Consider the following 26,517-nt stretch of genomic DNA (forward strand, 5'->3'; position numbering starts at 1 on the left):
AGTATTCTGCAAGTATTTCAACTAAAGAAGAAAAGTCCAAGCGATAGATCCGCTTGGACTCTGAAGATAAAAATTTTTAGACAAACATCACACCAATAGAATGTGAAGATAATATGTAGAAATCTAAAACTCTAGCTCGATCTATCTAGAGTTTTAATATTTGTTTACTTACGTGAACTAAAAAAAACGGTTGCCGATAGAATTCAGCAACCGTTTTTTTGTTAGGAGATCCCTTTTACCTTGTGCTTGGACTTAAGAAGCTCTGCTAGCAGCCCTTCCATCTCCTTATCAGGTAGTGTCTCCGCAAGCACATTTTGAAACGTGAATGAAGCTTTATCCACTTTTTCTTGCCCAATAGCTGTTAGTGCCGTATAGACACTTCTGCGATCTTCCTCACATGCATGCCTAGCTAGTGCACCGCAACCCTTTGCCTCAAAACGTGCTACGAGTCTCGACATAGCCGATTGACTAAGCCCTACCATCGATTCAAGTTGTTGCAATCGCAGCTTCTTCATTGGCGCTTCCGAAAGAAACAAGAGCATATAGTATTCGTTTAAAGACAAAGCATGTTTTTCCTGCAAATGTTGCTCAATTGTGTTTTCTATATTCGTGATGATGTGAGTCAAAGACAGCCAGTTAGATATCAGGTCATTCATACGATTTGATTCCATATAGTAAATTCCCTTCAGGATAATAAATGAATCAAGAAACGATGACAATAATCACTAACCGTATTATAACAAACATCTCGAATTAACACGAATTGTAATGAGACGATATACACTAAGCATCGTTTATCATGGTGAAATTAATTCATTCCTTATTTCAGTTGAAAACCTCTGCTGTATTGTTCTGGAATTTTCGTTTCTTTTCTTAATTGTTCTGCTGCCGTCAGAGTCCAGTATGGGTTTTTAAGCATGCCGCGTCCAACTGCAACAAGGTCTGCATCTTCGTTACCAACGACTGCATTGGCTAGTGCAGCATCATCTAGTCTACCTACCGCAATAACGGGTACACCCACATTTTGTTTAATGGCTCGTGCTAAAGGAACCTGATAAGCAACGTGCGTTCCTGGACGTCCAGCAGCTGCTATTTGGCCTTCCCCGCCAGCACTTACATGGATAACATCAACCCCAGCTTCTTTGTACGCTTTGCTGAATTCAATGCTATCTTCGATACCATAGCCACCTTCTACAAATTCGGTAGCGGAAATGCGCATAAGGAGCGGCATGTTTTCTGGCATTTCGCTTTTCGCAGCACGAATAACTTCGATAGCGAATTTCGTCCGGTCCTGTCCATATTCATCCGTTCTTTTATTCGTAAGAGGAGACTGGAATTGGTGAATAAGGTATCCGTGAGCTCCATGAAGTTCAATAGTATCAAATCCAGCTTGAACTGCACGTCTTACCGCAAGACGGAATTTTTCTACCATCCCTTTCACTTCTTCCGTGGTCAGCTCTCTTGGTGTCTTAGAGTTCTCGTCGAAAGCAATGGGAGAAGGAGCTACAGGAACATCTGCATCTTCGGCTTTACGTCCTGCATGAGCGATTTGGATTCCGATCTTGGAACCATGGCGATGTACATCCTCCACGATTTTGGCAAGTGCAGGAACCTGATCGTCTGACCATAGTCCAAGGTCGTAATCTGTAATTCTTCCATCTGGCTCTACATCCGTCATTTCTACAATAATCAGTCCAGTACCTCCAACAGCACGACTCACATAGTGAGTGTGATGCCAATCGTTAGCGATTCCATCTTTTTTAGTAACCGAATATTGACACATCGGCGGCATAACCACACGATTTTTAAGATCCAAGCCTTTAATCTGATAAGTACTAAACAAATCCAACATGATCTTCTCTCCTTTTTATCTGCATATAGATTAAGTTGCGTATGAACATAAATATTCATTCATTTATTTAATGCATGCACATGCATGTATATTACAATATCTCTTTTTTTCTGTCAACTACTTTAGCCATCTCACTCTTCCTAAATAAACGAATAGCCTCCACAAGAATCAGGGATATAAAAAAAGCTGCTAACTTTTCACCTCTTAGGTTTCGTTAGCAACTTTTGGTACTACCCAGGTTCTACTTCTCTTTACAAAATCGACAGCCAAAGATATAAGCCAAGCAAAGTAATGAATAAGGTAGGAATCGTAATGAGAATTCCCGTTTTAAAATAGGTTCCCCATGTGATACGAATCCCTTTCGCAGAAAGAACGTGCAGCCACAGTAACGTTGCAAGGGAACCAATCGGCGTTATTTTGGGACCAAGATCCGATCCGATGACATTGGCATAGATCAGGGCTTCTTTTACAGAACCCGTCACTTCTGCCGCATCGATAGCAAGTGCGTTAATCATAACGGTGGGTAAATTATTCATAATAGAAGAAAGGATTGCGGCGATAAATCCCATTCCCATCGTTGCTGCAAAAAGCCCTTTTTCGGCAATCACTTCTATCGACTCTGCTAAAAGATGAGTTAGTCCTGCGTTTCTCAGTCCGTAAACGACGACATACATACCGATGGAGAAGAACACGATATTCCACGGAGCGCCTTTAACAACCTCTTTCGTAGGAACTGCCTCGCTTTTTCTTGCAGCGATTAGGAACAGAAGGGCAATCACAATGGCGATAAACGAGACCGGAACACCAATAAACTCACTCGCGAAATAACCGACAAAAAGAAGAGCCAGCACATACCATGAGATTCGAAACAGTTTATGATCTGCGATGGCTTCAGATGGATTTCTAAGATGCGAGGAATCATAGTGCTTTGGAAAGCTTTTACGGAAAAATAAATACAGGATCCCGATACTTGCGCCAAGCGAGAAAAGATTGGGTATGATCATTCGACTCGCATATTCGGCAAAACCTATTCCAAAGTAATCAGCAGATACAATATTAACGAGGTTGCTAACAACAAGTGGAAGTGACGTAGTGTCCGCAATAAAACCGCTCGCGATAATAAAAGGAAAGATCTTTTTCTCATCGAAATGTAATGCACGAACCATAGCAAGAACGATAGGGGTCAGTATAAGGGCCGCTCCATCGTTCGCAAAAAAAGCAGCGACCATCGCACCGAGCAAACTGATGTAAATAAACATTCGAATTCCGTTACCACCTGCGGCTCGTGCCATATGTAAGGCAGCCCATTCAAAGAATCCGACTCGGTCCAGAACTAGAGAAATCAAGATAATGGCAATAAAAGCTAACGTCGCATTCCATACGATCTGTGTTACTTCCCAAACATCATGAAAATCGACCGCCCCTACGAGTAAAGCGAGTACCGCCCCACCGCATGCAGACCAACCAATTGATAAATTTCGTGGTTGCCATATGACAAATATAAGCGTCACAATAAAAATAATACAAGGTAAAATTATCGAATCCACTTCAATACCTCCACTTACGAATCCTGCTGCATTATATGCACAGGGTACCTCGGAACGAACATCATCACATAATCATATACTTATATAAAAGTGAAAAATATACTTACTTTGGGCTACAGTCAGAAGTCATGCTTCCCTTACCCGACTCACGAAGCAATGATCTTCCACTCGGAAGTTGCGCAAGCACAGCAGAAATATAAGGCTTATCCTCGATGAATAGCGAATAATAAATCCACTGACCACGTCTTTCCTCCCTTACAATTTCGAGCGATTTCAACTTCCGCAGATGCTGACTTATGGCTGGTTGTGACATCTCAAAAATATCAACGAATTCACATACACACCATTCCCGTTCTTGCATCAGCAATAACATCAATAATCTAGTTTTATCACCCAGCAATTTCATCCGATCAGCAACCAGAGCTAATTCCTGCATGTCCATATTTTCATCTCCTTCTTTCATTACTCATTTCTTAACGTCAATAAACATAACTAGGGTCGCAATAATGAACCCATCATATACAATTATTTCTATGAAGACAACTGAACAAGGAATAGCAAATTAAATTAAATTACGCATTACTCTCAATTCAAAATTCCCTTCTTCTTCTCATCTACATATTCGAATGGATCGCCCAAGTTGAAAATATACTTACAGTAAGTGAACCTGTCAGTTAATATTCGAATACTTATACAAAAAGAAATGTACTCTACGTTACTTCTTCGGGATCAGAATCGGAAAATCATTTATGACTTGAGGAGGTTTCATGGCTATGGCAAATTCCAAAATTCCTGTATCCATCCTGACGGTACCGTTTGATCTTGGAGCCAGTCAGCGGGGAACGAAACAAGGACCGAAAGCCATTCTGGATGCCGGACTTGTAAACAAATTAAATGCACTTCATATACATCACACTGTGAATGAGCTTCAAATCCCCCCATCTATGCAGGAAAAAACAGACTTTCCCAAATTAAAGAATCTGAATGAGAACATGTCAGTCCACTCTAAACTTGCTGATGAAGTGTATCATCTTACGACTAACGGAGGATTCCCACTAATTCTCGGCGGTGACCACAGTATAGCCATCGGAACCGTTAGTGGACTTAGAAAACAACACAGCAATCTGGGTATCATCTGGATGGACGCTCATTCCGACCTAAATACGCCAGATACCACACCTTCCGGAAATATTCATGGAATGTCTCTAGCCGTCAGTTTAGGTATGGGTGACCCGAGACTTACTTCTATTGGGGGGAAGAAATCGACGATTAACCCCAAAAATGTCGTCATTGTCGGGGCCAGATCACTTGATCAAGGAGAACGAGACCTCATTCGCAAAGAAGGAATTACTTGTTATACAATGCATGACATTGACAGGCTTGGTATGGCGCGAGTGATGGAGGAAGCGATTCGTATCTCTTCATCAGGTACCGACGGCGTACATCTTTCCTTTGATATTGATAGTATTGAACCACAGATTGCCCCAGGAACAGGTACTCCCGTACCGGGCGGGCTCAGCTATCGTGAAGCACACCTAGCTATGGAAATGCTGCATGAGTCAAACATTCTTACCTCCGCCGAAATGGTGGAAAACAACCCCCTCTTTGACGAGGACAATAAATCTTCTCATCTTATCGTTGGACTTATTGGATCATTACTTGGAGAACGCATCCTCTAAAAAAAAGAACAGCCCTCTTAGAATTACTGGGAGGACTGTTCTTACTGTATTACTATATTATGCTGGATTTGTACCTTTCGTTTTCTTCGACTTCGGATTAGGAAGCGAAGACATCGAGACATCTTCTTTAACATTGTCAATCGGATACATCTTACGGAACAACAGCGTCTGGAAGATAAGGAAGGTTCCTCCCGCCATCCAGTATAGTGGAATGGCTGCTGGTGCACTCATAGAGAAGAATGCCATCATAATCGGTGAAATATAACCCATGATAGCCATTTGCTTCCTCTGCTCGACAGGCAACCCTTGCATAGAAATCCGAGATTGAAGCAAGTAGATCGCAGCTACGAGAAGTGCGAGTACGATGTCGGGTTCCCCAAGTTTAAACCATAGAAAAGAGTGGCTACTCATGTCCGGCATCAGACGAATTGCTGTATATACTCCCGATAAAATCGGAAGTTGAATTAATATGGGCAGACAGCCGATATTAAGTGGATTAAACTTATGCTTTTTGTAAAGTTCCATCATTTCTTGCTGCATTTTTTGCTGACTAGCTGAATCTTTCTTATTCTCATAACGCTTCTTCAGCTCATCAAGCTCTGGCTGCATCACCTTCATCACACGTTTCATGTTCTGCTGTGATTTGGTTTGACGCATCATCAGCGGGAACAACAAGAGTCTAACGATGAGTGTAAGTGCAATGATGGCCAGGCCATAACTACCGTTAAACCACCCAGCCAGATGCTGCGTTACAAATGAAATTGGAAATACAACATAGTGATTAAAGAACCCAGGTGTCGTACTACTAATCTCATGAACATTGGAACTGCATCCTGAGAGTAGAAACACCACAAGTATACTTGCTAGTAAACCATAAATCCGTACCGTCCGTTTTTGAATAGAAAGGAATCCTTTTGAATGTCCCATATATATCCTCCTCGTTGATTGTGTTTAGCGTTCTTCAATAACGAGGAATGATAATCATCAGAATCATCATCAGGTGATATTTTGTATCTTCGCAGCATAAGGATAACCGATCTCACATGAAGTTCGGTAACAGAACGCATCGGTTCAGGTACATACTCTGGCCAGACCGGTTCCCCTTGCACGCCCAATTTAGTGAGCTCAAATGACAAATGCAATAAAGAAACATAAGTAACAGCAAAAATTAAGCCTATAGATACTAAATAGGGGATAAAATCATGAAGCTCCTGAAGCTCGAACCATATCAAAAGGATTCACCTCCTTCAACTACTATCATTATATCCTTTTTGAAGAACAATAGTGGTGTCAATTTCGCTAATTTTGTAATAATTGATATATAAATTTTGGAATATAAAATAAAAAGCACAGAATCTCTGCTCCTTCGTCAGGAATTCTCTGCTTTTTTTGTATTTATATCTTTATTATTGTTGTCTCTATCTATTTTCCAACTACACTCGAAAGATCAAATAGAAAATCTCTATCTTAGTCATTCTATGTCCGTATCTAAATGCTATTGAATTCTCTCTGACTCTAGACGTGCATCATGCGAAGGAATTGTTGTGTTTCTTCTGTTCCTTGATTCTCTTCATTGTCAAGAAGTCCTTGTTCAGCCCAGCATGCTTTGCAAGCTTCTTCTGTCGTACAGAATGCTGCATCTTCACAGGTGTAACAGTACATGAGCAAATTACGAGTTGTTTGATCTGTTTCGATAACTTTCATGTCTCTCATCTCCTTGTTTTATCTCTTGAGTTCACTTTAACACAGGACTTCACATAAGTTTGTGATTATTTTCACATATGAAAATAATACCTTGTCCCCTCTCGTTTTATCATGGAAAACAGACCTTCAACAGGATAAACGTTGCTGAAAGTCTGTGGCTATTTTAACCTTATTAATTCGGTGATATCTGTATTGTTTTACTAAAAGCAGCCCCTGTCATTGGCGCAACATCGAAAGTGAGCGTATTTCCTTTCCGCTCTCTGAACCTGATTTGGTCGCCATAATAAGGAACATCATTCATTTCAGCATATTCCTGATCAGCTTCACTTAGTAACTTTTTATAGAGAAGCGTACGCTCCCCTGTCTTGCGATCTATATAGGTTAACAAACCTGTTTGATTCGGACGAATGAGTAAGTACTCTTTATCAACCACTTCAACGGAGTAGGTTTCATCTTCGCCTCCAAGTTTTTTTAAATCGTAAGTCTCCCGTATTTTACCTGTACCATCTTCAAGTATGCGTAGCATTTCCCCATCCGTAAGGACAATCTCTTTCTTGTCCACAGAGAGTACTGCATTATCTTCAAAACGTTTGAAATAACTTACATGTGATTGCCGAATGACTGCTCCATTTTTAATGACAACCGTAAAATTTTTCTTATTCACCATAGGTTCCCCGTAAATATCAGAGATATTCAGAATAATGAGACCTTGATCTGTTTTCGAAAATTGATAAACAGGTTGACTATAGGTCTTTTCTTTAAAATCATATAGCTGCTTTTTCGTTCCTTTCGCATTGGTTACAAAAAGCTGGCCTTCTTGATCTAGTTCGTATTTTAGCCCGCTATAGACACTTGGATCGTTCCCAGAATAAATCCCAGTTGCTGATAGCTTCTTTGTCGAAACATCATATTTTAGTCCATCTCCATGTAAGGCAGTAATGAGAAAAGAGGCTGGCACGTAAATTTCTTCCCCGTTTTTAAAAGGGGCTGCAGTCAATACCGTACCCTTACCGTTAAGAGTTGCCTGTTTACTGTTTAATCTGACTGCAAATCTCATTATTGGGCTTACGAGAGTTATTTTCTTGCCCGATTTATCCCAGGTTGTTGCTATTTTCAGCTCCTTACTAATTTTTTGAAGTGGTAAATAGGATATCCCCTTCTTGATCACTGCTTTTCCCTCTATGGCACCACCTGAATCCAATATAAGCTCATAAGACGGACTTGATGCAGCTTCTCCATGCAGTGGCTGGGATGTCAGCAACAATGCCGCTACGATAACTGCAGCACCTATTTTCAGATTGTATACTCTTTTCATCTCATGCTTGTCTCCCTTCGTTTATCCATATTCACCTTGAATCACGTTATATATAAACGTTGTTATATGAACAAATGTTGCTAATTTTTGTATATTAATCTGCTATATAACAAACAAATCTGTATCAAAATGATACAGATTAAATTTGAACCTTTGCTATGAATGTAGCTCTATTCGTTTATATCGATATGAAATTCGAACAAGGAATCACACTTTTCCTTCCCATTCTTCGAAAAACTGATCCAAGTATTGTTCCATAAACAAGTGTCTTTTTTCTGCAAGCTTCATCCCATACCTTGTGTTCATTAAGTCTTTGAGCTTTAACAGTTTTTCATAGAAATGATTAATGGCCGTGTTTTTACCTGTACGGTATTGTTCCTTCGTCATTTCCTCTCTTGGCTTCACTTCTGGATCGTAGATAAGGTGACCTTTGGAACCTGCATAGACAAAAGCTCGAGCAACAGAAATGGCACCAATGGCATCTAGCCGATCTGCGTCTTGGACCACTTTACCTTCAAGAGTGCGCATAGGCGGATTATGGCCGCCGTTATATGACATATTTCCGATAATCTCAAGTACATGAGCTTTATTTTCTTCCGAAACATCATGTTCCGTAAGCCAGGACTCTACCTTGGACATCCCTGCTTCTTTGGAAGTATTCAGTTTCTCATCAGCTATATCATGCAGGTATGCGGCAATCTTGCAAATAAAAAGATCCGCGCCTTCAGCAATAGCAATCTTCTCAGCAGTCTGAACGACTCGGTAAATATGCCAATAATCATGACCGGTTCCTTCTCCGCCAAGCTCTTGCTTTACATAATCTTCCGCCGAATCTAGCGTAACTTGTTCCTGCTCGGTAAGCATTCTATCATTCATATTTAAAAATCTCCTGCTCTAATTTATTGGGCTGCTGATATGCCTGAAATATGATGGGAAAGCGCTTTTTCGGCCTTATACTCGCTATAATTAAACGATGGCCATGCCCTTTCCTGCTGTGTAAGTTCCAGGTATCTGTCTTTCAAATGATGATTCATTCGGGGATACTCTTCACTGAATTCAATAAGAACAGGAATTGCATCTACCGATAGTGAAGTTATAAAATTTTCATCCAGTTCCCCCGTGAGATGATACCTCTCCATATTTTTTTCGGCAATATAGGAGTCCATCCCTGCATAGTTAACCATTACATAAGCAACAAGCCCAAGTATAATATAACATTTTGCAAGTGGTATACGCTTAACCTGAATCCAGATTCCAGCGATGACCATCAGCACGCCCAAGAAGATCATAAAGGCATGAACTAGAAAACGAATGTAGGTAAAACCGTAAGCTTCTTCATACAAATTCAGTCTGGAGTATGCAGAGTAAAGGATGATCAGTGAGCATAACACCAGAATATATAACATGAGATGATTGATTCTTCTTAATAAACGACTGCTATCTCCCGTATGCAACAGAACGGTCATCAGTATGGTGAAATTCAGCAAGGCAACAATCATCAGTTCGGCAAACCCTTTTCGTGCATAATCTGCATAGGTCATTCCCTCAGGCAATGCTCCTTCCCATGCTCCGAACAGATAGGAAAACTGTAATACAACAAAGATGACGTATACGATATTAATGAGTATAAGAACAGTAGCTGCAATCACTGGATCAAGTTTTAAACTCAGCACACCAAAATTGTCATCTTCGGATTTCTTCTCATTTGGTTGTTCAGAAGCCCCTATCATTGGGAGCTTACTCTCGTCTTCTTTCTTCTCTGCTACCGGATGCACAAAGCCAGATACATAACCGAAGAACAACAATGTAAATATAAATATCCACGTCAGTCGAAAAAATCCTTCACTGTACGTAATCTGATCCAACCAATTGGGAATCGCATTCAGAAAAGATTCAAACATGCCGTCAGCAGAAGAAAGTAGCGTAATCACAAAAACAAGCAGCGGAGCAGCAATTGCAATTCCTATGAATACTTTGCGAACCGTTTTCCTTGTTCCCTCATTCATTTTTTCAGAGACAGAAGAAGTCGCACTTGCAAAAGCGGTTGGAAAATGTCTGAACGTTCTCGGAATGAGATGGAGCAGTGTGTCCCCAATAATTCCGGTCTGAAACCAGCCCCTTGTATGATGGCCCATCCATACCGTTAGATGAACAGCAATCAGAATGGGTAGAATGATAAAGTTAAGTAAATGGAAAAAGATATTATCAAAAAGAACATACGTAAAGGATAACATGACAATGACAAGGGATAGTAAACCATTAAATTTGGTATAACTTGCAAGACGATCTCCTGCAAACATTAACATAAAGCCATAAAAGAACATCACAAAAATCGGTACTGAAATACCTGGTATATGTCCAAAAAATAAATACTGATGCAAGATTGCCAGCATACTAGCCGCAAAAAGCGTCACCAAACTTCTTGCAGGTGACTTCCAGATGGGTAAAACAAGATTCATACCTAACAACCTCCGGGTGAAATGGTTTCTATTCCTAATATTAGATGTTAAAATAAGAAAATAAATAGAAAAATTAACTTTAATAATTTCGTATTTTAACAAGGAGTTGTTTTGATATTGAAATTGCATTCCCAATTTTTACGACTGCACGGGTATTACGGAGCTGAACCTTCCGTGCAGATTACACTAGATGAACTCGCCCTAACACTAGAATGTACTCACAGGAATGCGTTAAATATTATTCGTAAAATGGAAGCCCATGGATGGATAGAATGGCACGCCCAAAGGGGCAGAGGCAAACGATCAGAGTTATTTTTCCGGGTCGATCCCGAAGAAATTGCTGCACTTACCATGATTAAAGCGATCGATCGCCATGAGATGAAGAAGGTCATGGACGATATTAAGAATTATACGAACTCAACTCGATTGCCTGAACGTTTGCAGGGATGGCTCATGGGTTATTTTGGACATCACTCGAAACTGGATGGAGACAATGAACCGTGGGATATTCTGCGCCTTCCATTGCGTCAGCAAATTCACCAGCTTGACCCGCTTCGGATTAATCTACTCGCCGAATCGTTTGTATCAAGTCATGTATTTGATAGTCTACTCACTTTGAATGTAGAGACAGGTGAAATTTCACCGCATTTGGCACATGAATATGAAGTTAGCGAGGATCGTAAAGTGTGGACCTTCTATTTACGTAAAGACGTGAAATTCCACCATGGAAAAACACTTCATGCACAGGATGTTATTTATACGTTTGAACGACTGAAGAGTTATAATCAGCCTTTGCTTTATCATTTTGTCATTCAGTCTATTGCTTCGGTGACAGCGAGATCCAGTACTTGTATCCAATTCACTTTGCATCAAGCAAATGAGTATTTCCCTTCATTTTTGTGTACTACGCGCGCAGCGATTGTTCCTTCAGATTTGGATCTGGATCATCAGGACCAATTAGGTGGTACTGGGCAGATCAGTGGGACGGGGCCGTTTCGTGTAACAGAGCACAATGAAAGCATGTGCATCCTTGAAGCCTTCCCAGACTATTTCAAAACAAGACCACACCTTGATGTGGTAGAAATCATCCAGATTCCTTGGAATTTACCGGATCAGGATTCGTCCTCTCCTGAAGGTTCAGATCCACTGTTCCCCATTCTGCTTGGTGGGAGTTCCGCTAGTAAACAAGGTCGTACACAAGCTATGAGCCGTACTCTTGTACGCAAGCTAGTTACTTGCAATACTGAAAAAGAAGGACCTCTGCAAGATTTGAAGATCCGCAAGAAAATACTTTCGAGCATAAAATTATCTGAACCTGACTATGTAACAAAATCAATACCTATTGAGCAGGCACCTTTGGTTGAGAACCACATTCACCTTGTATTAGCCACCATACCTCAGTATCGCAAGGATGCAGCTGTAATAGCTGCTCAGCTTGAAGCAGACGGATATCGCTGCAGGGTAAAAATCGTACCTGTGGAACAGTTTAAAGGACCTGTACGGATGGAAGCCGATCTTATCCTCTTCTCTCTTCTACTCGATCAAGATGAATCACTTAGAAGACATGATTTATATTTGACTCTGTCTTCTCATGTAGAACCTGCACTTCAGGTTATGATTCGCAAGCAATTAACAGAAATAGAATACACGAAGGAACGCAGTGAACGTTTAACCAAATTAATAGAACTGGAACATCTGCTGATGGAAGAAAGTATTCTTCATGTTCTATATGACAAGCCGTTCGAAACAACTGTTCTACCCAGTGTTCGCGGAGTACGTCTAGGGAGTCAAGGATGGATCGATCTTCGGCATATCTGGTTTCCTAGTTCTGTCCTCTAACAAAAAAACTTCCCCCTCACAGACAGATCTAACGTCTTAGGATGGGGGGAAGTTTTTTTTATCTATTCTAATGATGATAGCAGCGAACGGGATTGTGAAATTGAATCACTTCACTGAGATATAGATATCAACTTGGCCATTCGTCATGTCAATCGCCCGGGCGTCGTACAGTTCAAAATCGGATTGGAAAGCTCGCTCATTATGTTTAGACCACTCCCATATCTCTTGCCATGCTTCAACTACAACTTCATGAACCGGTCCCTTACGAGTGGTGAACACAATATAATTAGACTCAGGGATAATAAACTCCCCTAACTCAGAAGGAGCTCCACTGTCTTCCGTTATTTCTGTACCCAGGGCAATCGTATAGGTTCCGGTCTCATCCGATTCATACTGTGTATATAAAGCAAGCACCGAAGAATTTTTCTTGCCAGGTATGAGTTCCAATATTTGATTCTCATAAAAGTTCGACCACAGTGATGGAATCACTCCTTCTCCTTTCAGTTCGAGTTGATTGTTTGTTCTAGCTGGAGTACCTACAAAACGAAATTGTTGATGACGAATTACTTCACTCTTACTAATGAATGTAGACATTTACCCTAGCGCCTCCTAGACCTTGATTACGTATGTAATTTCTTTGTTTGGAAAATACAACCTCGCATCTTTCTAGTATAGAACAAATGTTCGCTTTATTCAATTAGTAATTGATCAATTCACCTCTTCTAGAAGAGGGATTTACCTTCCAAATAATCTCCGGTACTCGGAAGGAGTAACTCCTTCATGTTCTAGAAACCTTCGATTAAAATAACTCGCACTTGGATAACCCGTTTCGGCTGCTATTTGTCCGATTGTTCGTTCCGTATGTTCAAGCAATGCCTGCTTGGCCATTTGGATTCGGCACTGGGTTACAAAGTCCATAGGCGTCATTTGCATCGCTTTTTTAAACAATTTGCAAAAATAATGGACGCTGACTCCTGCCTCCTCAGCCCAGTGTTCCAGAATGAAGGGACTTGCTGCTTCTTTCTGGATTTTAGGCAGCAACTTTGTTATCCGATCTGCGGATCGCCCTGTTCTACTCCCTGTATGTGCCTCTGCCTGATGGACAAATTCTGTAATTACGGCATAGGTTAAAGTGGACAACACCGTAGGATTTAACATTTTATTATTTTCCGCTTCGCTGAGAAGTTCAAGGTGTGCTTTCTTCCATGCTTCCGGCTGACGCAGTGTCCAAATCCGGTGATCTTGAAACCCGCGTTCCAGCATATATTCCGTTAGGCTGCTGCCATAAAAATGAACCCATCTAATATCCCAAGGTTCACTCGTACTACTATAATATCGCTGTTCTTGAAGAGGGAAATATAAAAAAGCGTCCCCCTCTTCGAGTTCGTATACAGCGCCCTCCATCTCCACATAACCTTTCCCAGCGGCAACAAAGTGAATGTTAAAGTTATTAAGGGCTCCTTTTTCCCGCTCAACGGAATGTTTCGGCGTATTACTGAACATGCCGACAGACTCTGGATAACAAAAAAAACGCTGATCCGTTATCGTAACGAGGTGGCTTTGACGTTGCATCCACGCGTCCTCCTATGATGACAATATTGTGTTAACAAACCACAAAATATTATCATTTTAAATTTGAATGGAATTCAATACAATGACAATATCATGATAATATCATATCAGAAGGTAGGGAAGAACATGAGTCAATCTTTACGTTGGGGCGTTCTTGGAACAGCCAGCATTGCAAAGAGGTCTGTTATTCCGGGAATCCGGGGATCTAAGCGAAATGAGGTTGTAGCCATAGCAAGCCGTGATCAGCAAAAAGCGGATCAAGCAGCCAAAGAATTACATATTGATTCTGCCTATGGAAGTTATGAATCACTGCTTGCAAGCAGTGAAATTGATGCAATCTATATTCCACTGCCCAATCATCTTCACCTGGAATGGACTCTACGCGCGGCGGAAGCCGGTAAACATATTTTGTGCGAAAAACCGATTGCACTGACTGCAGCAGAAACGGAAAAAATGGTGGAGGCGTGTCAAAAAGCAGGCGTTCATCTTGCCGAAGCATTCATGTATCGTCATCATCCAAGATATCAAATGATTCAAGATGTTATCGAGTCGGGTGAGATCGGTGAACTGCGCGGAATACATGCTAACTTCACCTTTAATAGCGCAGGCAGCACCGAAAACATTCGCTACCATAAAGATTGGGGTGGTGGTTCTCTTTACGATGTGGGATGTTATCCGATCAGCGTGGCAAGGCTCCTCACAGGTCTAGAACCGGAAGCGGTTACAACGCAGGCTATCTTCTCAGAGAAGCACGGCGGAGTCGATATGATGACCTCTGGATTTATTGAATTTCCAAATTCCATCTCTCTCATCTTTGACTGCGGCATGTGGGCTGCCTTCCGTAATCAAATGGAAGTACTCGGCACGGATGGGGTACTGAAAGTCCCTTCTGCTTTTGTTAGTGACCCGGACGGAGATTCTTCCTTCTATGTGGAAGGCAAACTGGGGAATAGAAGAGTAGAAGTACCTAATGTAAATCATTATTCACTCATGGCTGATGATTTTGCAGCTGTCGTGCTGGATGGTGAAAAACCTAAATTTGCTCCACAAGATGCTATTCAGAATATGAAAGTACTTGAGTCTGCCCTTCGCTCTGCCCGTAATCGGGAACGAATCGAACTATAAGGAGGAAAATGAAAATGGAAAAAATAACGATTGAAGGATCAAGTAAACCCGTATCTCGTCTCATTAAAGGTACTGATTATTTCCGCCATGATAACTATGATCAAGTCGTGACCAACTTGAACGCCTTTCTTGCGATCGGTGGAAACACCATCGATACAGCTCATATTTATTGCGGAGGACAAAGCGAGGAAGTCATTGGGAAATACCTGAAAGAAATGAATAATCGCGATCAGATCGTTATTTTCACCAAAGGCGCTCATCCCGATCATACAGGAGCAAGAGTTAATAAAGCCGCAATTGATCATGACTTGTCCGTAAGTCTAGAACGACTTGGTACAGATCATATCGAGCTATACGGCCTTCACCGTGATGACCCTTCCGTGCCCGTCGAACATATTATCGATGCACTCAATGAACATATCGAAGCTGGCCGAATCGGAGCAGCTGGCGCTTCGAACTGGACTTGGGAACGGATTCAAGAAGCGAATAACTATGCAAAGTCGAATGGGCTGAGAGGGTTTACCTTCAGCAGTCCTAATCTTAGTCTCGCCAAAGCGAAGGAAGCCTTCTGGCCAGGATGTATTTCTGTTGATGAAGCGACAAGTGAGTTTCATGAACAAAGCCAGATTCCGATTCTATCCTGGTCTTCTCAGGCTCGCGGATTTTTCACAGGTCGCTTCACACCTGAAATTACCGATAACGAAGATTTGGTTCGGGTGTTCTATAGTGACGAAAACTGGGAACGTCTGCACCGGGCAGAAGAACTTGCTAAGACCAAAGGTGTGACTACGATCCAGATTGCACTAGCCTATGTGCTTAATCAAGCTTACCCTACATGTGCGCTTATCGGTGCTCAGAATCCTGCTGAACTCAAGTCTTGCGAAGAAGGGGCTGAGATTAAGCTAACCCGGGATGAAGTGCAGTGGCTTGATCTTTCAGCAAAGTCTATTCACAAATAAAAGAAATGACAGAAGATCCTTCACTGGGGTGAAGGGTCTTCTGTCATTTCGCTAGTATTTTTAGTGAGCAAGGCTTCCCCTCTTCGCTGCAGAATACGAACAATACGTGCCCGGTTATATCGGAGTGACAGAATACAAGGCGCATTCGCTGCGATTGCATATCCCATCATAACCCAAGCAACGACGGGCAAATTCCATAGAAAAAATAAAGGGACTGGCCATATGGATACGTAATGACACCATTCCCCTCTCCACGCCTCCAGCTGGTATTTCCGAAGATAATCGGTGTCATTTTGCTGTATATGACTTTTCCTGAAATCCTGTCCTAGAAAAGCAGCTCCATCTGGTAAGTGGTTTTTCCAGCGTTTAATATGCAGGATACGATCATAAAATATAAGCTCTCTTTTGGAAGCTGTATATTGGAGACCTTCAAACCACCGATCAGGTAATCTACTAAAAAAGTAAGAAATGCTCAGATGGATCAATAACCACATCATAATATTAACACTGACGGTAACGAATATAGACCATTCCCAGATAGGCATTCGCCTACTCCTCTCTCATTCTTATATTTATCGATGAATCGAATAAATGTTAAATCTATTACATTTCATCTTCCGTTTGACGATGCAGCTCAATCTCTCTGCCCTTCCACTTCACCTTTTTGTTCACGAACGTCATGAGTAATGACCCTGCAAACAAGAAAAGAAAAAACAGCAAAGGTAGCGGATAAAAGGCCCAGCTCCACCACCGAAAATTACCTACTCTACGTAGTAAAACGGCTAGCTGCAGAGAATAAAGAACGTAAATGACGGCTCCAGCTACCAACGTTCCTGCACTCAAAGAATGTATGAAATAAGTACACACCGTAGTCAGTCCCATAATCCAGATAATCACAGGTAATAGTCTAGTAAGGCGAGTAGCGGCGGCTCCTGATGCCATACTTTTACTCCACCCTTTCCACAACGAGTTCCACCCGGAAGGATACATTCGGAAAAATACGGCTGATGTCCCGATATAATTACGAACCAGGTATCCCGACTTCGCAAAGCAAATCCCTAATGCATGATGGTCCAGAATTTCACCTTTTACCCGTTCGTGTCCCCCGCTCTCTTTATATGATTCTCTGCTGCAAACGATGCAAGGACCAAATGCTCCTGTCCCATCGATGCCACTACCCACGGATGCCGAAACGATTACATTAAAGAATGCAGACCATTGCTCGTATGAGCATCTCATCAGATGGTAAGGCTGCACGGAGAGCAGTCCATCGGTATAACGAGACATTACGATTTCAAGTCCCTTCGGACTAAGAGTTATATCCGCGTCTAAAAAAACGAAAACATCCCCTTTAGCCAATTCCGCTCCTTTGGCACAGGCATGACTTTTACCGAGCCATCCTGAAGGTAATGCCCCCGGATCTACTACTTTTGCCTGAAACGATGCAGCCACTTCGGCTGTGCGATCCGTTGATCCATCATTTACGACGATGATCTCAACAGGTTGAAAAGTTTGTTGCTTTAACGAACGGAGTAAAGCAGCAATGTTATGTTCCTCGTTTCGAGCTGGAATGATGATACTAACCGAAGTCAATATCTTCGAATCTTCTTTCCTTGGACTACTACGCTTTAACGAGTATGACAAAGGCTTCATTCCACTCAGTAATATCCATCCGGAAATCCATCCAGCAATGATCCACACGTATGTCATTCTAATGTCCTCTATTCTAAGGAAAAGCCCTGAAATTAGTTTAATCTCTGAAAAATTCGGCAAGGCTGAGACTTGATATCGGGTAATAGCAACATTATGAACCTGAGCCGATGTGATTTATACAAAAAAACATACAAATCAAGTCTCACGTATAGCCAATAATCAATCAGTTACTTGATATTTTAGAAAGGGTGCAATCGTTTATGAGCAAAAAAGTAATCGTCATTGGAGGCGGTCTTGGCGGATTATCATGTGCCATGCGTCTTGCTGCAGATGGTCACGATGTAGAAGTCCTTGAAAAAAATGAACGTGCCGGCGGGAAACTGAATATACGTTCGGGACAAGGTTATTCTTTTGACACGGGGCCTTCCATCCTCACCATGCCTTGGGTACTTGAACAACTGTTTGAAAGTACGGGGAGACGACTCGAAGATTATATGACACTTGTTCGTGTGGAACCCCAATGGAGAACTTTTTTTGAAGATGGTGTGTCCATTGATGTGACCAGTGATCTTCCAAAAATGATATCCATCATTCGTGAAATTTCAGAGGAAGATGCAAAAGGATTTTTAAAATACTTGCAATACTGTCAGAAGCTCTATGACCTAAACCGAAACAGCATTTACAGTAAAAGTTTATCTGGACTCGATGAGCTTCGCGCAATGCATACAATTAAAGAACTGCTGGCTATGGATCCGCTTCGTACGATGTCGCAGAGCACATCAAAATACTTAAAAGACAAACACTTGCGCCAGCTGTTCAACTTTTTCATCATGTATATTGGTTCCTCTCCCTATCATGCACCGGCCGTTCTTTCACAGCTTGTCTATGTACAGCTCGGACTCGGCATTTATTATGTAAAAGGCGGAATGTACAACATTGCAAAAGGGATGCTGCGCGCACTCGAAGAACAAGGAGTCCGTGTGCGGACCAATGCGAAGGTCTCACGTATTAACACCAAAGGTCAAACAGCCACAGGCGTAACACTGGAAGACGGTACAATCATTGAAGCAGATCTTGTTGTATCTAATCTGGAAGCGATTCCTACCTACCATTCGTTACTTAAGGATCAGAATGGAGCCGTAGGTACAGCCAAAAAACTGAACAAATATGCTCCAACGGTTTCAGGACTTGTCCTCCTGCTGGGAGTAGATAAGACCTATGAACAACTGCTACATCACAATTTCTTCTTCTCTCGTGACCCGGAAAAAGAATTCCATGATATGTTTAACAAAGGGATTCCGTCAGATGATCCGACCGTATATATCGGTGTATCCAGTAAGTCGGACGAAACACAGGCTCCGCAAGGTAAGGAGAATCTATTCGTGCTTACCCATGTGCCGCCACTCAAGCCGGGCAAGAGCTGGGAGTCCTATAAAGACGATTACCGTGAACTTGTGCTTGGCAAGCTGGAACGGATGGGGCTTACCGATATTCGTGAGCATATCGAATATGAATACACGTTTATTCCTGACGATCTTCAGCAACTATACGGCGCAAACGGGGGTTCCATCTATGGAGTCACGACAGACCGCAAAATGAATGGCGGCTTTAAAATCCCGAGTAAAAGCGAGCTTATAAACAATCTTTATTTTGTGGGAGGATCGACGCATCCAGGAGGTGGTGTTCCAATGGTTACATTGTCCGGGCAGCTCACCGCCGATCTCATCAAAGAAAACAGCAAGAAAGCTGTGAAATCTAGCAAAGTAAAAAAATCAGTATAAGCTTATCTCCTTAGCATGTAGCAATAATGGCATGGTTCCTCTCAAAATAGGACTGTGCCTTTTTTTATGATGAAATCCACAGGTGGTTCCTATAAATAAAAAAATGGGGATGTGCGGAGCAATCTATACCCGCCCAGCATATGGTGAGAAATAACAACACCCCGAAGTGGAGGACAACAGCATGAAAAAAGACCCCGTTTTGCAGTCACCGAATCTAAATTTGAGCGCTGATTCAAATAAAAAGGTCAATTATAAACGTGATGCTCATAATTATATCACTCAGGTTTTTGAAGAGCAGTTGCCCGCTATCAAAACCGGATTATTCAATGTTCATATGAACAAAGGTTTTATTATCCAGCCACACTGGCATACCAATGTAAATGAACTTGTGTTTGTCATCAGCGGAGAGGTCGTCACTTCCGTCTTTGACCCGTTTACCCAGAAACTCATGTCCTACCGCTTAAAACCAGGGCAAGTATCCATGTTACCACTCGGGTGGTTTCACTGGATTGTAGCCATGAAAGAAGATACTCATGTTCTTACCATCTTTGATGAAGCAACTCCAGATATCGTGTATGGTTCTGATTTCCTTCGTTTTACGCCAAAAGAGATTATGAACCTCGCTTATTGCGTGGATGAGGAGAAATATGCTGCCGCAGTAGCACCCATTCAGGAATCTATTATTCTAGGTCCTCCTCCAGGATGTAAGAAACGGAATGAATCCGCTACTGTTTCGTCAGAAACGCTTTCTTCTACCATTCCTGCACAGCAATTCTACGTACCTCAAGGAGTCAGTCCATCTCCTCAAGGATATTCTACGGATGGATATGAGTGGAACCAAGCCCATCCGTTTAACTACTATTATTCGCAACGATCCTTTGATCCTAACAAATCGTATTAATAAGTAAATAAAAAACTGCCCCGTTGTCATATCTCGTTTGATATGCAGAAACGGGGCTTTTTTATGAATTACATATCTACTTCAAAGGGGAATATTTAATTATAATCGTGTTATCTATAGAACTAATGGTGGATCCTAATGTTTAATAGGGTTTAGATCTGGTATGATCAGGACAAGAATTACACCTAAGGAGCTGACAAATGATATGAAACAAAACAAATATGATGATCCTTCCTTTTTTGAACAATACAGCCAAATGTCTCGCTCAAAGCATGGATTAGATGCAGCAGGAGAATGGTCCATTTTGAAAGCAATGTTGCCGAACTTACAAGATGCTGATGTCCTTGACCTTGGATGCGGGTATGGTTGGCACTGCCGGTATGCAAGAGAACATGGAGCCAAATCTGTGATAGGGATCGATATTTCGGATCGAATGCTGGATAAGGCAAAAGAGATGACGAAAGATTCTGCAATTCGTTACGAACGTGTCGCGATTGAGGATGCAACCTTTGATGCAGGACAGTTTGACGTTGTTCTGAGTTCCCTTGCACTTCACTACATAGAAGACTTCAGCAGTGCTGCGCAAAAAATAAACGAGTTCCTCGCACCAAATGGACACTTTGTTTTTTCTGTAGAGCATCCTATGTTCACCTCCTTGCCTGCTCAAGATTGGCATTATAATACGGAAGGTGAAAAACTGCACTGGCCGATTGATCGATATCATGAAGAAGGATTACGCGAAGCAAATTTTCTAGGTCATGAGGTTGAGAAATATCACCGGACTCTATCCACCTATGTGAATACACTCATTGCCTCAGGTTTTGAAATTACTAATATGTCTGAGCTTAAACCTACAGAACAAATGCTTCAGGATAATCCGGCTTATTATGAAGAAATAAGACGCCCTATGTTTCTGCTCATGTCTGCTGTGAAAAAATCATAATTCGTTATTCAAAAATTGTATAAAAAGAAAGCAGGTGTTGTGATCACCTGCTTTCTTTTTTAAGTTAGAGAAAAACGCCAGTTAAGAATTTTTTTAGTTAAATCCAGAAGATGCCGAAGGATCATACTTTAGCGATACGGAATGTGAACGCCCTGCAGTTCCTTTCGTATCCACACGCACTTTTAAAAACGGCGCGGTTTGGAGCACTGTAACGGAAGGATCTCTTTGTATTTCACCTGTTATTTTTCTGTCGATACTCATAATAACCGCATCTTGCTGCTGTGTTGGATCCGATACTGCAAGTGTCAGCTCCCCATTTTTCTCTTCCCACATCACAGATGCTGGCTGTTCCGTACGAATCATCGCGGAAGCTCCTGCTTGCCAGAATTGGTAAGCCCGGATCCCCAGTTTTTTCTCGTACACAGCATGAACGATGTTATTGTGCGCTATAATTTCGACATCCGGTTGTCTGCTATAGTCGGCAGTTTCCTCTGAGCTTTTGTTAGGCAGCAATACATAAGAATAACTCGCCCCACTTGGCATATTTCCATGGTCAAAAGCTAGACTTACGTAATTACGAGTAATTGATGATGTACTCCCCCCAGCATTCACCTGACTCCACGAACCTGTTCTCGCTTCACGTTTGCCAACAATAGTAGATGTATCTGGAAAGTAAAAACCGGTATCATTGCCTGTTATATTTCCTTGAAGGTGAGCCCAGCTTACCTTATTCAAAGATTCACTCCAACCTAATGCAGATGATTTCTTCACTCCATTGACAATAAGGGTACCCGCTCCTGCTTCACTGATCTGACGATTTTCCACAATCGTTTCTACTTTTCGGTTATCTGTACTCTTAATATCACTGCCTAGTGCTACAATCTCATCATCAAACATAAACCATGATTTTCTTCCCTCAAGGGTGCTGCCTGTACTTTTCGATAGTGAAAATTCCATGCCGTTAGATCCGTACAAATTATTCAGGGAAGTTCCTCCAACCCAGGTTTTTGTATTATAATAGGAAGCCCAGTCCTTAGGTGCAGGAGCATATCCGTCCGTAGTTGTGCCAGGAAGTCTATACATATCTACAGTTGGCCAGTACATATTACTGTACTGCGTAAGATCCTCATTATACAAGCTGGTCATACCGATCCCGGTATACCATCCCTTTTTATTTTCCCCATTTCCATATTCAAAGGCAGAAATTCGATTCGAAAACAGAGAGAGTCCAAAAGCAAAAGTTGGCCTAATCAGGACAGCTCTATCCATTCCAGCAAAGTTCTGGTGTTTCGTTATTGCTCCGCGTGGAACTACCGTAGAATCGCTCATCACATTCTTAATCAAGTTCATTTCGTATAATGGCATATTGGCATAATAATTAGAAAAGGAAAGATCTGTCTGTACCCATTCTTTCACCATACTTCGCATCTTCGACGCTTCTTGTACAGGTGCTCCTTCAGCAAGTCTTGCGATCGTCCGAATAATCGCTCGTCCCGTCAGATGGTCTGAGTCGTTTTCCCGAGAAATACTCCTTCCCTTCACCATGTCCATCATGGCCCCTTTATAGATAAGAGGTTCAAAGGAGTCACTCACCCAGCGATACACGTTACTTACATTCGGATCGTCTATGTCCCACTTCGAATCTTTAAGGAGGTATAACAAGTCAGCCATTCTACCAAGGAGGACAGAACCATAAGCCCCCGTATACGCGATATTTGCGTGCTGAACGAGCGAACCATCTTCGTAGATGCCGTCTCCTTTCGTAACATATTGAAATTCACCTGACATCGAGTTGCGCCCTTGTAATACTTTGAATTCATCTTTGCCAACCGCACCCCGAAGGACTACGACTAGCGCTTTATCCAGTAAATTAGCACCTGTCTCTGTCACACTTGCATTTTGGACTCTTTTCTTCGGATCAGGAACAAAGGTATCAATCACATTCAAGTAAGTGCTTCGCTGCTCTATAGAAAGTTCATCATATAGAAGCACTAAGATATCCATATAAGCTTGCGGTGAACCAATTTCGAAATCCCACCAGTTTCCGGTGATCGGTTTGCCCTCATTGTATTGGTACTTATGCATCCATGCCATTCCAGCTATCACTGCATCTTTCAGTCTCGGATCTTTATGAAGCGTGCTCGTCTCCATTTCATATACCAAGGACATTTCTCTCAGCCTGCCATAAGCGGTCGAAATGGTGGCTGAATTCGTGTTTGTCTGATTGATCAAGCCATCCCACAAACTGTTTGCCTGAATATCTGTATGAATGGTATCCAAATACCCCGTCCCTTGAGAATTCGAGACACGTTCGGACAATTGCTGGATATAAGCCGTTATGTCAGGGTCCGCTGTATTCATTCCGCTTCCACCCATTAATTTTTGATACCAGTGATTTCTTATTTCATCATAAGCTGCATTATTCTCGGGAGATTCTGGTAGTTGTACTAAGTTCAGCATGTCAAACCAAGCCGTCCCGGTTCCTGTTTCGAAAAATGGTTCTATCCGAACATACTTCGCATCTCCAGGGACGTTTAACAAGATTTCACGTAAACTCCATTCATTCGTTCCTTGCATTTTCACTGTAGCGGGTCCATCGCCTACCTTGATATCCTGAGTACTTCCGTTCACTCCTTTCAACTGTTTATAGTATTGTGTTCTCACGAAAACACCGCCCCCAGAGACAACATCCTTCGTCTTAATCCAGGCGCTTAATTGATACTTCCCCCCTCCGTTAACAGCTACATTTGTGGTCAGTCCAGTCCGTGCTGAAGCCTGATGATGAATTTGGACAGCTTTGTTTCCTGAATAATAGACATCCGTTGTCACAGATGCAAGCCCTTGTCCGCTCGCAAGCCAAACGCCCCAACCTTCTGGTTGAATGCCATTTTGCCATGTTCCTCCTGAAGAATTCACCTTTTCAAAATCTCCATTGGGAAGCAAATTCCCTTCTGCATTCACTTTCATTTTGTCGCCATTTGAATCCTGGAAAGGCTCCGTTTGAGGAAATTCAGCTGTTTCCGCCCTGACAGTAAGCGGTTCCAAATAAGGGGGTAACGACAACAACATACTCGTTGTTACGACAATCACCATGTTTCTGCGCAGCGTCTTGATCATGGACTCCTCCTTCATATGAAAGACAAAATGATTCACACATAGAATATAGTCGCCCCTTCCGCATGAACAGGCATATTTTTGACATATTGATGCATAATTTTGACCATTTGTAGCGTAAGCAGGGATGGATTGGTCTCCTATACAAAAACAGCAGATCAAGGATATCTTGATCTGCTGTTACCTTTGTATAACTATCTTTCGTTGCTATAGTTCTCTACCGTACACTTCCACTTCAAATAGTGAGAATCCATATTGCGTCGCACGTTTCTCACCGGTGATACGAACGTATCTACCCGTTCCATCAACTGCTAATTCCTCTGATCTGCCTTCACTGGCTTCCGTTCGATACACTTATGTAATTGGCGGTTCATTGCCTCCTCCAGTACCGAATACTTCAAATTCTATGATAGAGTAACCATAATTAGAGAGTGCTCTTTCCGTCCCCAACACCCGAACATAGCGCCCTATACCGTCCACGGTAAGCTCGTTAGTTCCACCGGTCGCATTATTCGTATGATAAATATCTGTCCAGTTCACTTCATCTTGTGAGACCTGGACCTGAAAAGCTTTGGCGTAAGCTCCCTCCCTAGAGTTGAAGGCACAACTGCTGCATGATAGAAAAAAACAGACTAACCTTGGGTGCAAGATTAGTCTGTTCTTCCTTCTGTCACAAATACATAAAAAGCAGGTCATGATCAGCCTGTTGTTGCTCCGTTCTCCGCAGGTTTGAATGAGTAACCGTTGATAGGTCTTGTGAGACCTAAATTATCACGCAATGTGTTACCTTCGTATTCCGTACGGAACAAGCCCCGCCGTTGTAACTCGGGTACCACCAGATCAACGAAGTCCTCAAGACCTCCTGGTAAATACGGTGGCATAATATTAAAACCATCCGCTGCTCCGTTCTCAAACCATTCCTGCAACTGATCAGCAATAGACTCTGGTGTCCCGAGAATTTCGCGATGTCCGCGTGCTCCGGCAATATGTTGATACAATTTCCGAATACTCAGTCCCTCACGATCTGCCAAACTTTTCAGCAGCTGGAACCGGCTTTTGCCCCCATTAATTTGTGCAAGTTCAGGCAGCTCCGGCAGCGGACCGTCCACCGGATACGGACTTAGATCGAAGCTAATAAGCCCAGATAACAGGGCAACACCGGCCTCCACAGGAATAAGTTCCTCAAAACGTGCTTTTTTCTCCTGTGCTTCTTCTTCCGTTCTTCCAATGATAGGGAAAACACCCGGCATTATTTTGAGATCAGCAGGTCTTCTACCGTATTTTGCAAGACGGCTCTTCACATCACTATAAAAAGTCTGTGCCTCTTCTAACGTTTGCCAAGCAGTGAAAATGACTTCGGCTGTACGTGCAGCTAGTTCCTTACCCGGTTCGGAAGCCCCCGCTTGGATGATCACAGGATATCCTTGCGGAGGACGCGCCACATTTAGGGGTCCCTGAACCGAGAACCATTTACCCTCATGATTCACCCTGTGAATCTTAGAGCGATCAGCAAACCTTGCCTCTTCCTTATTCGCAACCAGTGCATCATCTTCCCAGCTATCCCATAGCTGCTTGACCACGTCAACAAATTCCTCGGCACGCTCATAACGCAGTTCATGTAGAAGGTGCTTCTCACTACTAAAGTTGCGAGCTTCATCCTCTGTGTTAGAGGTAACTACGTTCCATGCCGACCGTCCCCCGCTTATATAATCCAGTGAAGCAAATTTACGGGCAACATGAAAGGGTTCATTATAGGTGGTTGAAACTGTGGCCGCCAGACCAATGTTCTCCGTATCTGCTGCAAGTGCAGACAACAGCGTCAATGGCTCGAGCCGCACCTGAACCGTTTGCTCTAGCGCCAGCGGGAATCGTTCATGCACTGCATATCCATCAGCGAGGAAAACCATATCAAATTTTCCTCGCTCCGCCGTTTTTGCCACTTGTCTGTAAAATCCATAATCCAATACTCCACTCGCGTTGCTATCTTCGTATCTCCAGGATGCCACATGATGTCCGGGAATCATCATAAATGCGCCAAGGCGCAGTTTGTCTGTACGTGCCATTAATCCTTCCT

Annotated in this window: 24 protein-coding genes; 7 read left to right on the forward strand and 17 right to left on the reverse strand. The window is 42.3% G+C overall.

The features are described from left to right. Positions 1–221: 221 nt before the first annotated feature. The 4 genes from KFT32_RS17435 to KFT32_RS17450 all read right to left on the reverse strand — a co-directional run bounded on the left by KFT32_RS17435 (position 222) and on the right by KFT32_RS17450 (position 3,835). The gene (locus tag KFT32_RS17435) at positions 222–671 is read right to left on the reverse strand and encodes a MarR family winged helix-turn-helix transcriptional regulator (protein ID WP_211748520.1); all 450 of its coding nucleotides are present in this window, start codon (positions 669–671) and stop codon (positions 222–224) included. A 149-nt stretch (positions 672–820) separates the two neighbouring features. Continuing rightward, positions 821–1,852, reverse strand: a complete 1,032-nt coding sequence (locus KFT32_RS17440) for an NADH:flavin oxidoreductase/NADH oxidase (RefSeq protein ID WP_211748521.1) — start codon at positions 1,850–1,852, stop codon at positions 821–823. Positions 1,853–2,103: 251 nt separating this feature from the next. Then, positions 2,104–3,399, reverse strand: a complete 1,296-nt coding sequence (locus tag KFT32_RS17445; RefSeq protein ID WP_349304923.1) for an arsenic transporter — start codon at positions 3,397–3,399, stop codon at positions 2,104–2,106. 103 nt (positions 3,400–3,502) lie between these two features. Then, on the reverse strand, positions 3,503–3,835 hold the full coding sequence (locus tag KFT32_RS17450; protein ID WP_211748590.1) for an ArsR/SmtB family transcription factor: 333 nt from the start codon (positions 3,833–3,835) through the stop codon (positions 3,503–3,505). A 337-nt stretch (positions 3,836–4,172) separates the two neighbouring features. Between KFT32_RS17450 and rocF the strand changes: the two genes are divergently transcribed. Further along, positions 4,173–5,078: an arginase gene (rocF, locus tag KFT32_RS17455; protein WP_211748522.1), complete on the forward strand. Its 906-nt coding sequence runs from the start codon at positions 4,173–4,175 to the stop codon at positions 5,076–5,078. 57 nt (positions 5,079–5,135) lie between these two features. Here the strand turns inward: rocF and yidC are convergent, their stop codons facing one another. The 6 genes from yidC to KFT32_RS17485 form a co-directional block, all read right to left on the reverse strand. Beyond that, positions 5,136–6,005, reverse strand: a complete 870-nt coding sequence (gene yidC / locus KFT32_RS17460) for a membrane protein insertase YidC (protein ID WP_211748523.1) — start codon at positions 6,003–6,005, stop codon at positions 5,136–5,138. Further along, entirely contained in the window at positions 5,942–6,310 is a 369-nt protein-coding gene (locus tag KFT32_RS17465) for a hypothetical protein (protein ID WP_211748524.1), read from the reverse strand. Before KFT32_RS17465 ends, yidC begins: the two co-directional genes overlap by 64 nt. 283 nt (positions 6,311–6,593) lie before the next feature. Beyond that, positions 6,594–6,782, reverse strand: a complete 189-nt coding sequence (locus tag KFT32_RS17470) for a hypothetical protein (RefSeq protein WP_211748525.1) — start codon at positions 6,780–6,782, stop codon at positions 6,594–6,596. A gap of 172 nt (positions 6,783–6,954) precedes the next feature. Continuing rightward, entirely contained in the window at positions 6,955–8,097 is a 1,143-nt protein-coding gene (locus KFT32_RS17475) for a stalk domain-containing protein (protein ID WP_211748526.1), read from the reverse strand. A 207-nt stretch (positions 8,098–8,304) separates the two neighbouring features. Further along, positions 8,305–8,973: an HD domain-containing protein gene (locus KFT32_RS17480; RefSeq protein ID WP_249435954.1), complete on the reverse strand. Its 669-nt coding sequence runs from the start codon at positions 8,971–8,973 to the stop codon at positions 8,305–8,307. A 23-nt stretch (positions 8,974–8,996) separates the two neighbouring features. After that, on the reverse strand, positions 8,997–10,556 hold the full coding sequence (locus KFT32_RS17485; protein WP_211748527.1) for a DUF4153 domain-containing protein: 1,560 nt from the start codon (positions 10,554–10,556) through the stop codon (positions 8,997–8,999). Positions 10,557–10,673: 117 nt separating this feature from the next. Here KFT32_RS17485 and KFT32_RS17490 point away from each other — a divergent pair, with 117 nt between their 5' ends. Then, positions 10,674–12,395, forward strand: coding sequence for an ABC transporter substrate-binding protein (locus tag KFT32_RS17490; protein ID WP_211748528.1), 1,722 nt, complete (start codon positions 10,674–10,676; stop codon positions 12,393–12,395). Between the two features lie 105 nt (positions 12,396–12,500). On the opposite strand, the gene KFT32_RS17495 is transcribed toward KFT32_RS17490, so the two are convergent. Together KFT32_RS17495 and KFT32_RS17500 are read right to left on the reverse strand one after the other, a co-directional pair. After that, the gene (locus tag KFT32_RS17495) at positions 12,501–12,989 is read right to left on the reverse strand and encodes a GyrI-like domain-containing protein (RefSeq protein ID WP_249435955.1); all 489 of its coding nucleotides are present in this window, start codon (positions 12,987–12,989) and stop codon (positions 12,501–12,503) included. Positions 12,990–13,130: 141 nt separating this feature from the next. After that, positions 13,131–13,967, reverse strand: coding sequence for an AraC family transcriptional regulator (locus KFT32_RS17500; RefSeq protein ID WP_211748529.1), 837 nt, complete (start codon positions 13,965–13,967; stop codon positions 13,131–13,133). A 126-nt stretch (positions 13,968–14,093) separates the two neighbouring features. Between KFT32_RS17500 and KFT32_RS17505 the strand changes: the two genes are divergently transcribed. Together KFT32_RS17505 and KFT32_RS17510 are read left to right on the forward strand one after the other, a co-directional pair. Beyond that, entirely contained in the window at positions 14,094–15,092 is a 999-nt protein-coding gene (locus KFT32_RS17505; protein ID WP_211748530.1) for a Gfo/Idh/MocA family protein, read from the forward strand. A gap of 14 nt (positions 15,093–15,106) precedes the next feature. Next, positions 15,107–16,051 carry an aldo/keto reductase gene (locus KFT32_RS17510; protein WP_211748531.1) on the forward strand — a complete coding sequence of 315 codons (945 nt, stop codon included), beginning with the start codon at positions 15,107–15,109 and terminating at the stop codon, positions 16,049–16,051. A gap of 20 nt (positions 16,052–16,071) precedes the next feature. On the opposite strand, the gene KFT32_RS17515 is transcribed toward KFT32_RS17510, so the two are convergent. Both KFT32_RS17515 and KFT32_RS17520 read right to left on the reverse strand, forming a co-directional pair. Further along, complete coding sequence (locus tag KFT32_RS17515) at positions 16,072–16,596, reverse strand: glycosyl-4,4'-diaponeurosporenoate acyltransferase CrtO family protein (protein ID WP_211748532.1); 525 nt, start codon at positions 16,594–16,596, stop codon at positions 16,072–16,074. A 58-nt stretch (positions 16,597–16,654) separates the two neighbouring features. After that, the gene (locus KFT32_RS17520; RefSeq protein ID WP_211748533.1) at positions 16,655–17,761 is read right to left on the reverse strand and encodes a glycosyltransferase family 2 protein; all 1,107 of its coding nucleotides are present in this window, start codon (positions 17,759–17,761) and stop codon (positions 16,655–16,657) included. A 203-nt stretch (positions 17,762–17,964) separates the two neighbouring features. On the opposite strand from KFT32_RS17520, the gene KFT32_RS17525 reads away from it, so the two are divergent. From KFT32_RS17525 to KFT32_RS17535, 3 genes are all read left to right on the forward strand, one after another. Further along, positions 17,965–19,485, forward strand: a complete 1,521-nt coding sequence (locus tag KFT32_RS17525) for a phytoene desaturase family protein (protein WP_211748534.1) — start codon at positions 17,965–17,967, stop codon at positions 19,483–19,485. 181 nt (positions 19,486–19,666) lie between these two features. Next, the gene (locus KFT32_RS17530; protein ID WP_211748535.1) at positions 19,667–20,386 is read left to right on the forward strand and encodes a cupin domain-containing protein; all 720 of its coding nucleotides are present in this window, start codon (positions 19,667–19,669) and stop codon (positions 20,384–20,386) included. A 205-nt stretch (positions 20,387–20,591) separates the two neighbouring features. Continuing rightward, a complete protein-coding gene (locus tag KFT32_RS17535) occupies positions 20,592–21,329 on the forward strand; it encodes a class I SAM-dependent methyltransferase (RefSeq protein WP_211748536.1) in 738 nt (245 codons plus the stop codon). A 93-nt stretch (positions 21,330–21,422) separates the two neighbouring features. Here the strand turns inward: KFT32_RS17535 and KFT32_RS17540 are convergent, their stop codons facing one another. From KFT32_RS17540 to KFT32_RS17550, 3 genes are all read right to left on the reverse strand, one after another. Continuing rightward, on the reverse strand, positions 21,423–24,446 hold the full coding sequence (locus KFT32_RS17540) for a polysaccharide lyase 8 family protein (protein WP_249435956.1): 3,024 nt from the start codon (positions 24,444–24,446) through the stop codon (positions 21,423–21,425). 351 nt (positions 24,447–24,797) lie between these two features. Continuing rightward, entirely contained in the window at positions 24,798–25,139 is a 342-nt protein-coding gene (locus KFT32_RS17545; protein WP_249435957.1) for a discoidin domain-containing protein, read from the reverse strand. A 2-nt stretch (positions 25,140–25,141) separates the two neighbouring features. Continuing rightward, on the reverse strand, positions 25,142–26,506 hold the full coding sequence (locus tag KFT32_RS17550) for an LLM class flavin-dependent oxidoreductase (protein WP_211748594.1): 1,365 nt from the start codon (positions 26,504–26,506) through the stop codon (positions 25,142–25,144). Positions 26,507–26,517: the final 11 nt, after the last annotated feature.

Origin of the sequence: Paenibacillus sp. Marseille-Q4541, from assembly GCF_018310695.1 — a bacterium.
GTDB lineage: Bacteria > Bacillota > Bacilli > Paenibacillales > Paenibacillaceae > Paenibacillus.

Bases quoted from the DNA above. Each gene is read 5' to 3' on its own strand.
- KFT32_RS17550 (WP_211748594.1), bottom strand. From the start codon at position 26,506: ATGGCACGTACAGACAAACTGCGCCTTGGCGCATTTATGATGATTCCC.
- KFT32_RS17475 (WP_211748526.1), bottom strand. From the start codon at position 8,097: ATGAAAAGAGTATACAATCTGAAAATAGGTGCTGCAGTTATCGTAGCG.
- KFT32_RS17540 (WP_249435956.1), bottom strand. From the start codon at position 24,446: ATGATCAAGACGCTGCGCAGAAACATGGTGATTGTCGTAACAACGAGT.
- yidC (WP_211748523.1), bottom strand. From the start codon at position 6,005: ATGGGACATTCAAAAGGATTCCTTTCTATTCAAAAACGGACGGTACGG.
- KFT32_RS17510 (WP_211748531.1), top strand. From the start codon at position 15,107: ATGGAAAAAATAACGATTGAAGGATCAAGTAAACCCGTATCTCGTCTC.
- rocF (WP_211748522.1), top strand. From the start codon at position 4,173: ATGGCAAATTCCAAAATTCCTGTATCCATCCTGACGGTACCGTTTGAT.
- KFT32_RS17530 (WP_211748535.1), top strand. From the start codon at position 19,667: ATGAAAAAAGACCCCGTTTTGCAGTCACCGAATCTAAATTTGAGCGCT.
- KFT32_RS17495 (WP_249435955.1), bottom strand. From the start codon at position 12,989: ATGTCTACATTCATTAGTAAGAGTGAAGTAATTCGTCATCAACAATTT.
- KFT32_RS17500 (WP_211748529.1), bottom strand. From the start codon at position 13,967: ATGCAACGTCAAAGCCACCTCGTTACGATAACGGATCAGCGTTTTTTT.
- KFT32_RS17505 (WP_211748530.1), top strand. From the start codon at position 14,094: ATGAGTCAATCTTTACGTTGGGGCGTTCTTGGAACAGCCAGCATTGCA.
- KFT32_RS17525 (WP_211748534.1), top strand. From the start codon at position 17,965: ATGAGCAAAAAAGTAATCGTCATTGGAGGCGGTCTTGGCGGATTATCA.
- KFT32_RS17435 (WP_211748520.1), bottom strand. From the start codon at position 671: ATGGAATCAAATCGTATGAATGACCTGATATCTAACTGGCTGTCTTTG.
- KFT32_RS17470 (WP_211748525.1), bottom strand. From the start codon at position 6,782: ATGAAAGTTATCGAAACAGATCAAACAACTCGTAATTTGCTCATGTAC.
- KFT32_RS17520 (WP_211748533.1), bottom strand. From the start codon at position 17,761: ATGACATACGTGTGGATCATTGCTGGATGGATTTCCGGATGGATATTA.
- KFT32_RS17450 (WP_211748590.1), bottom strand. From the start codon at position 3,835: ATGCAGGAATTAGCTCTGGTTGCTGATCGGATGAAATTGCTGGGTGAT.
- KFT32_RS17440 (WP_211748521.1), bottom strand. From the start codon at position 1,852: ATGTTGGATTTGTTTAGTACTTATCAGATTAAAGGCTTGGATCTTAAA.
- KFT32_RS17515 (WP_211748532.1), bottom strand. From the start codon at position 16,596: ATGCCTATCTGGGAATGGTCTATATTCGTTACCGTCAGTGTTAATATT.
- KFT32_RS17545 (WP_249435957.1), bottom strand. From the start codon at position 25,139: ATGACCTGCTTTTTATGTATTTGTGACAGAAGGAAGAACAGACTAATC.
- KFT32_RS17535 (WP_211748536.1), top strand. From the start codon at position 20,592: ATGAAACAAAACAAATATGATGATCCTTCCTTTTTTGAACAATACAGC.
- KFT32_RS17485 (WP_211748527.1), bottom strand. From the start codon at position 10,556: ATGAATCTTGTTTTACCCATCTGGAAGTCACCTGCAAGAAGTTTGGTG.
- KFT32_RS17480 (WP_249435954.1), bottom strand. From the start codon at position 8,973: ATGAATGATAGAATGCTTACCGAGCAGGAACAAGTTACGCTAGATTCG.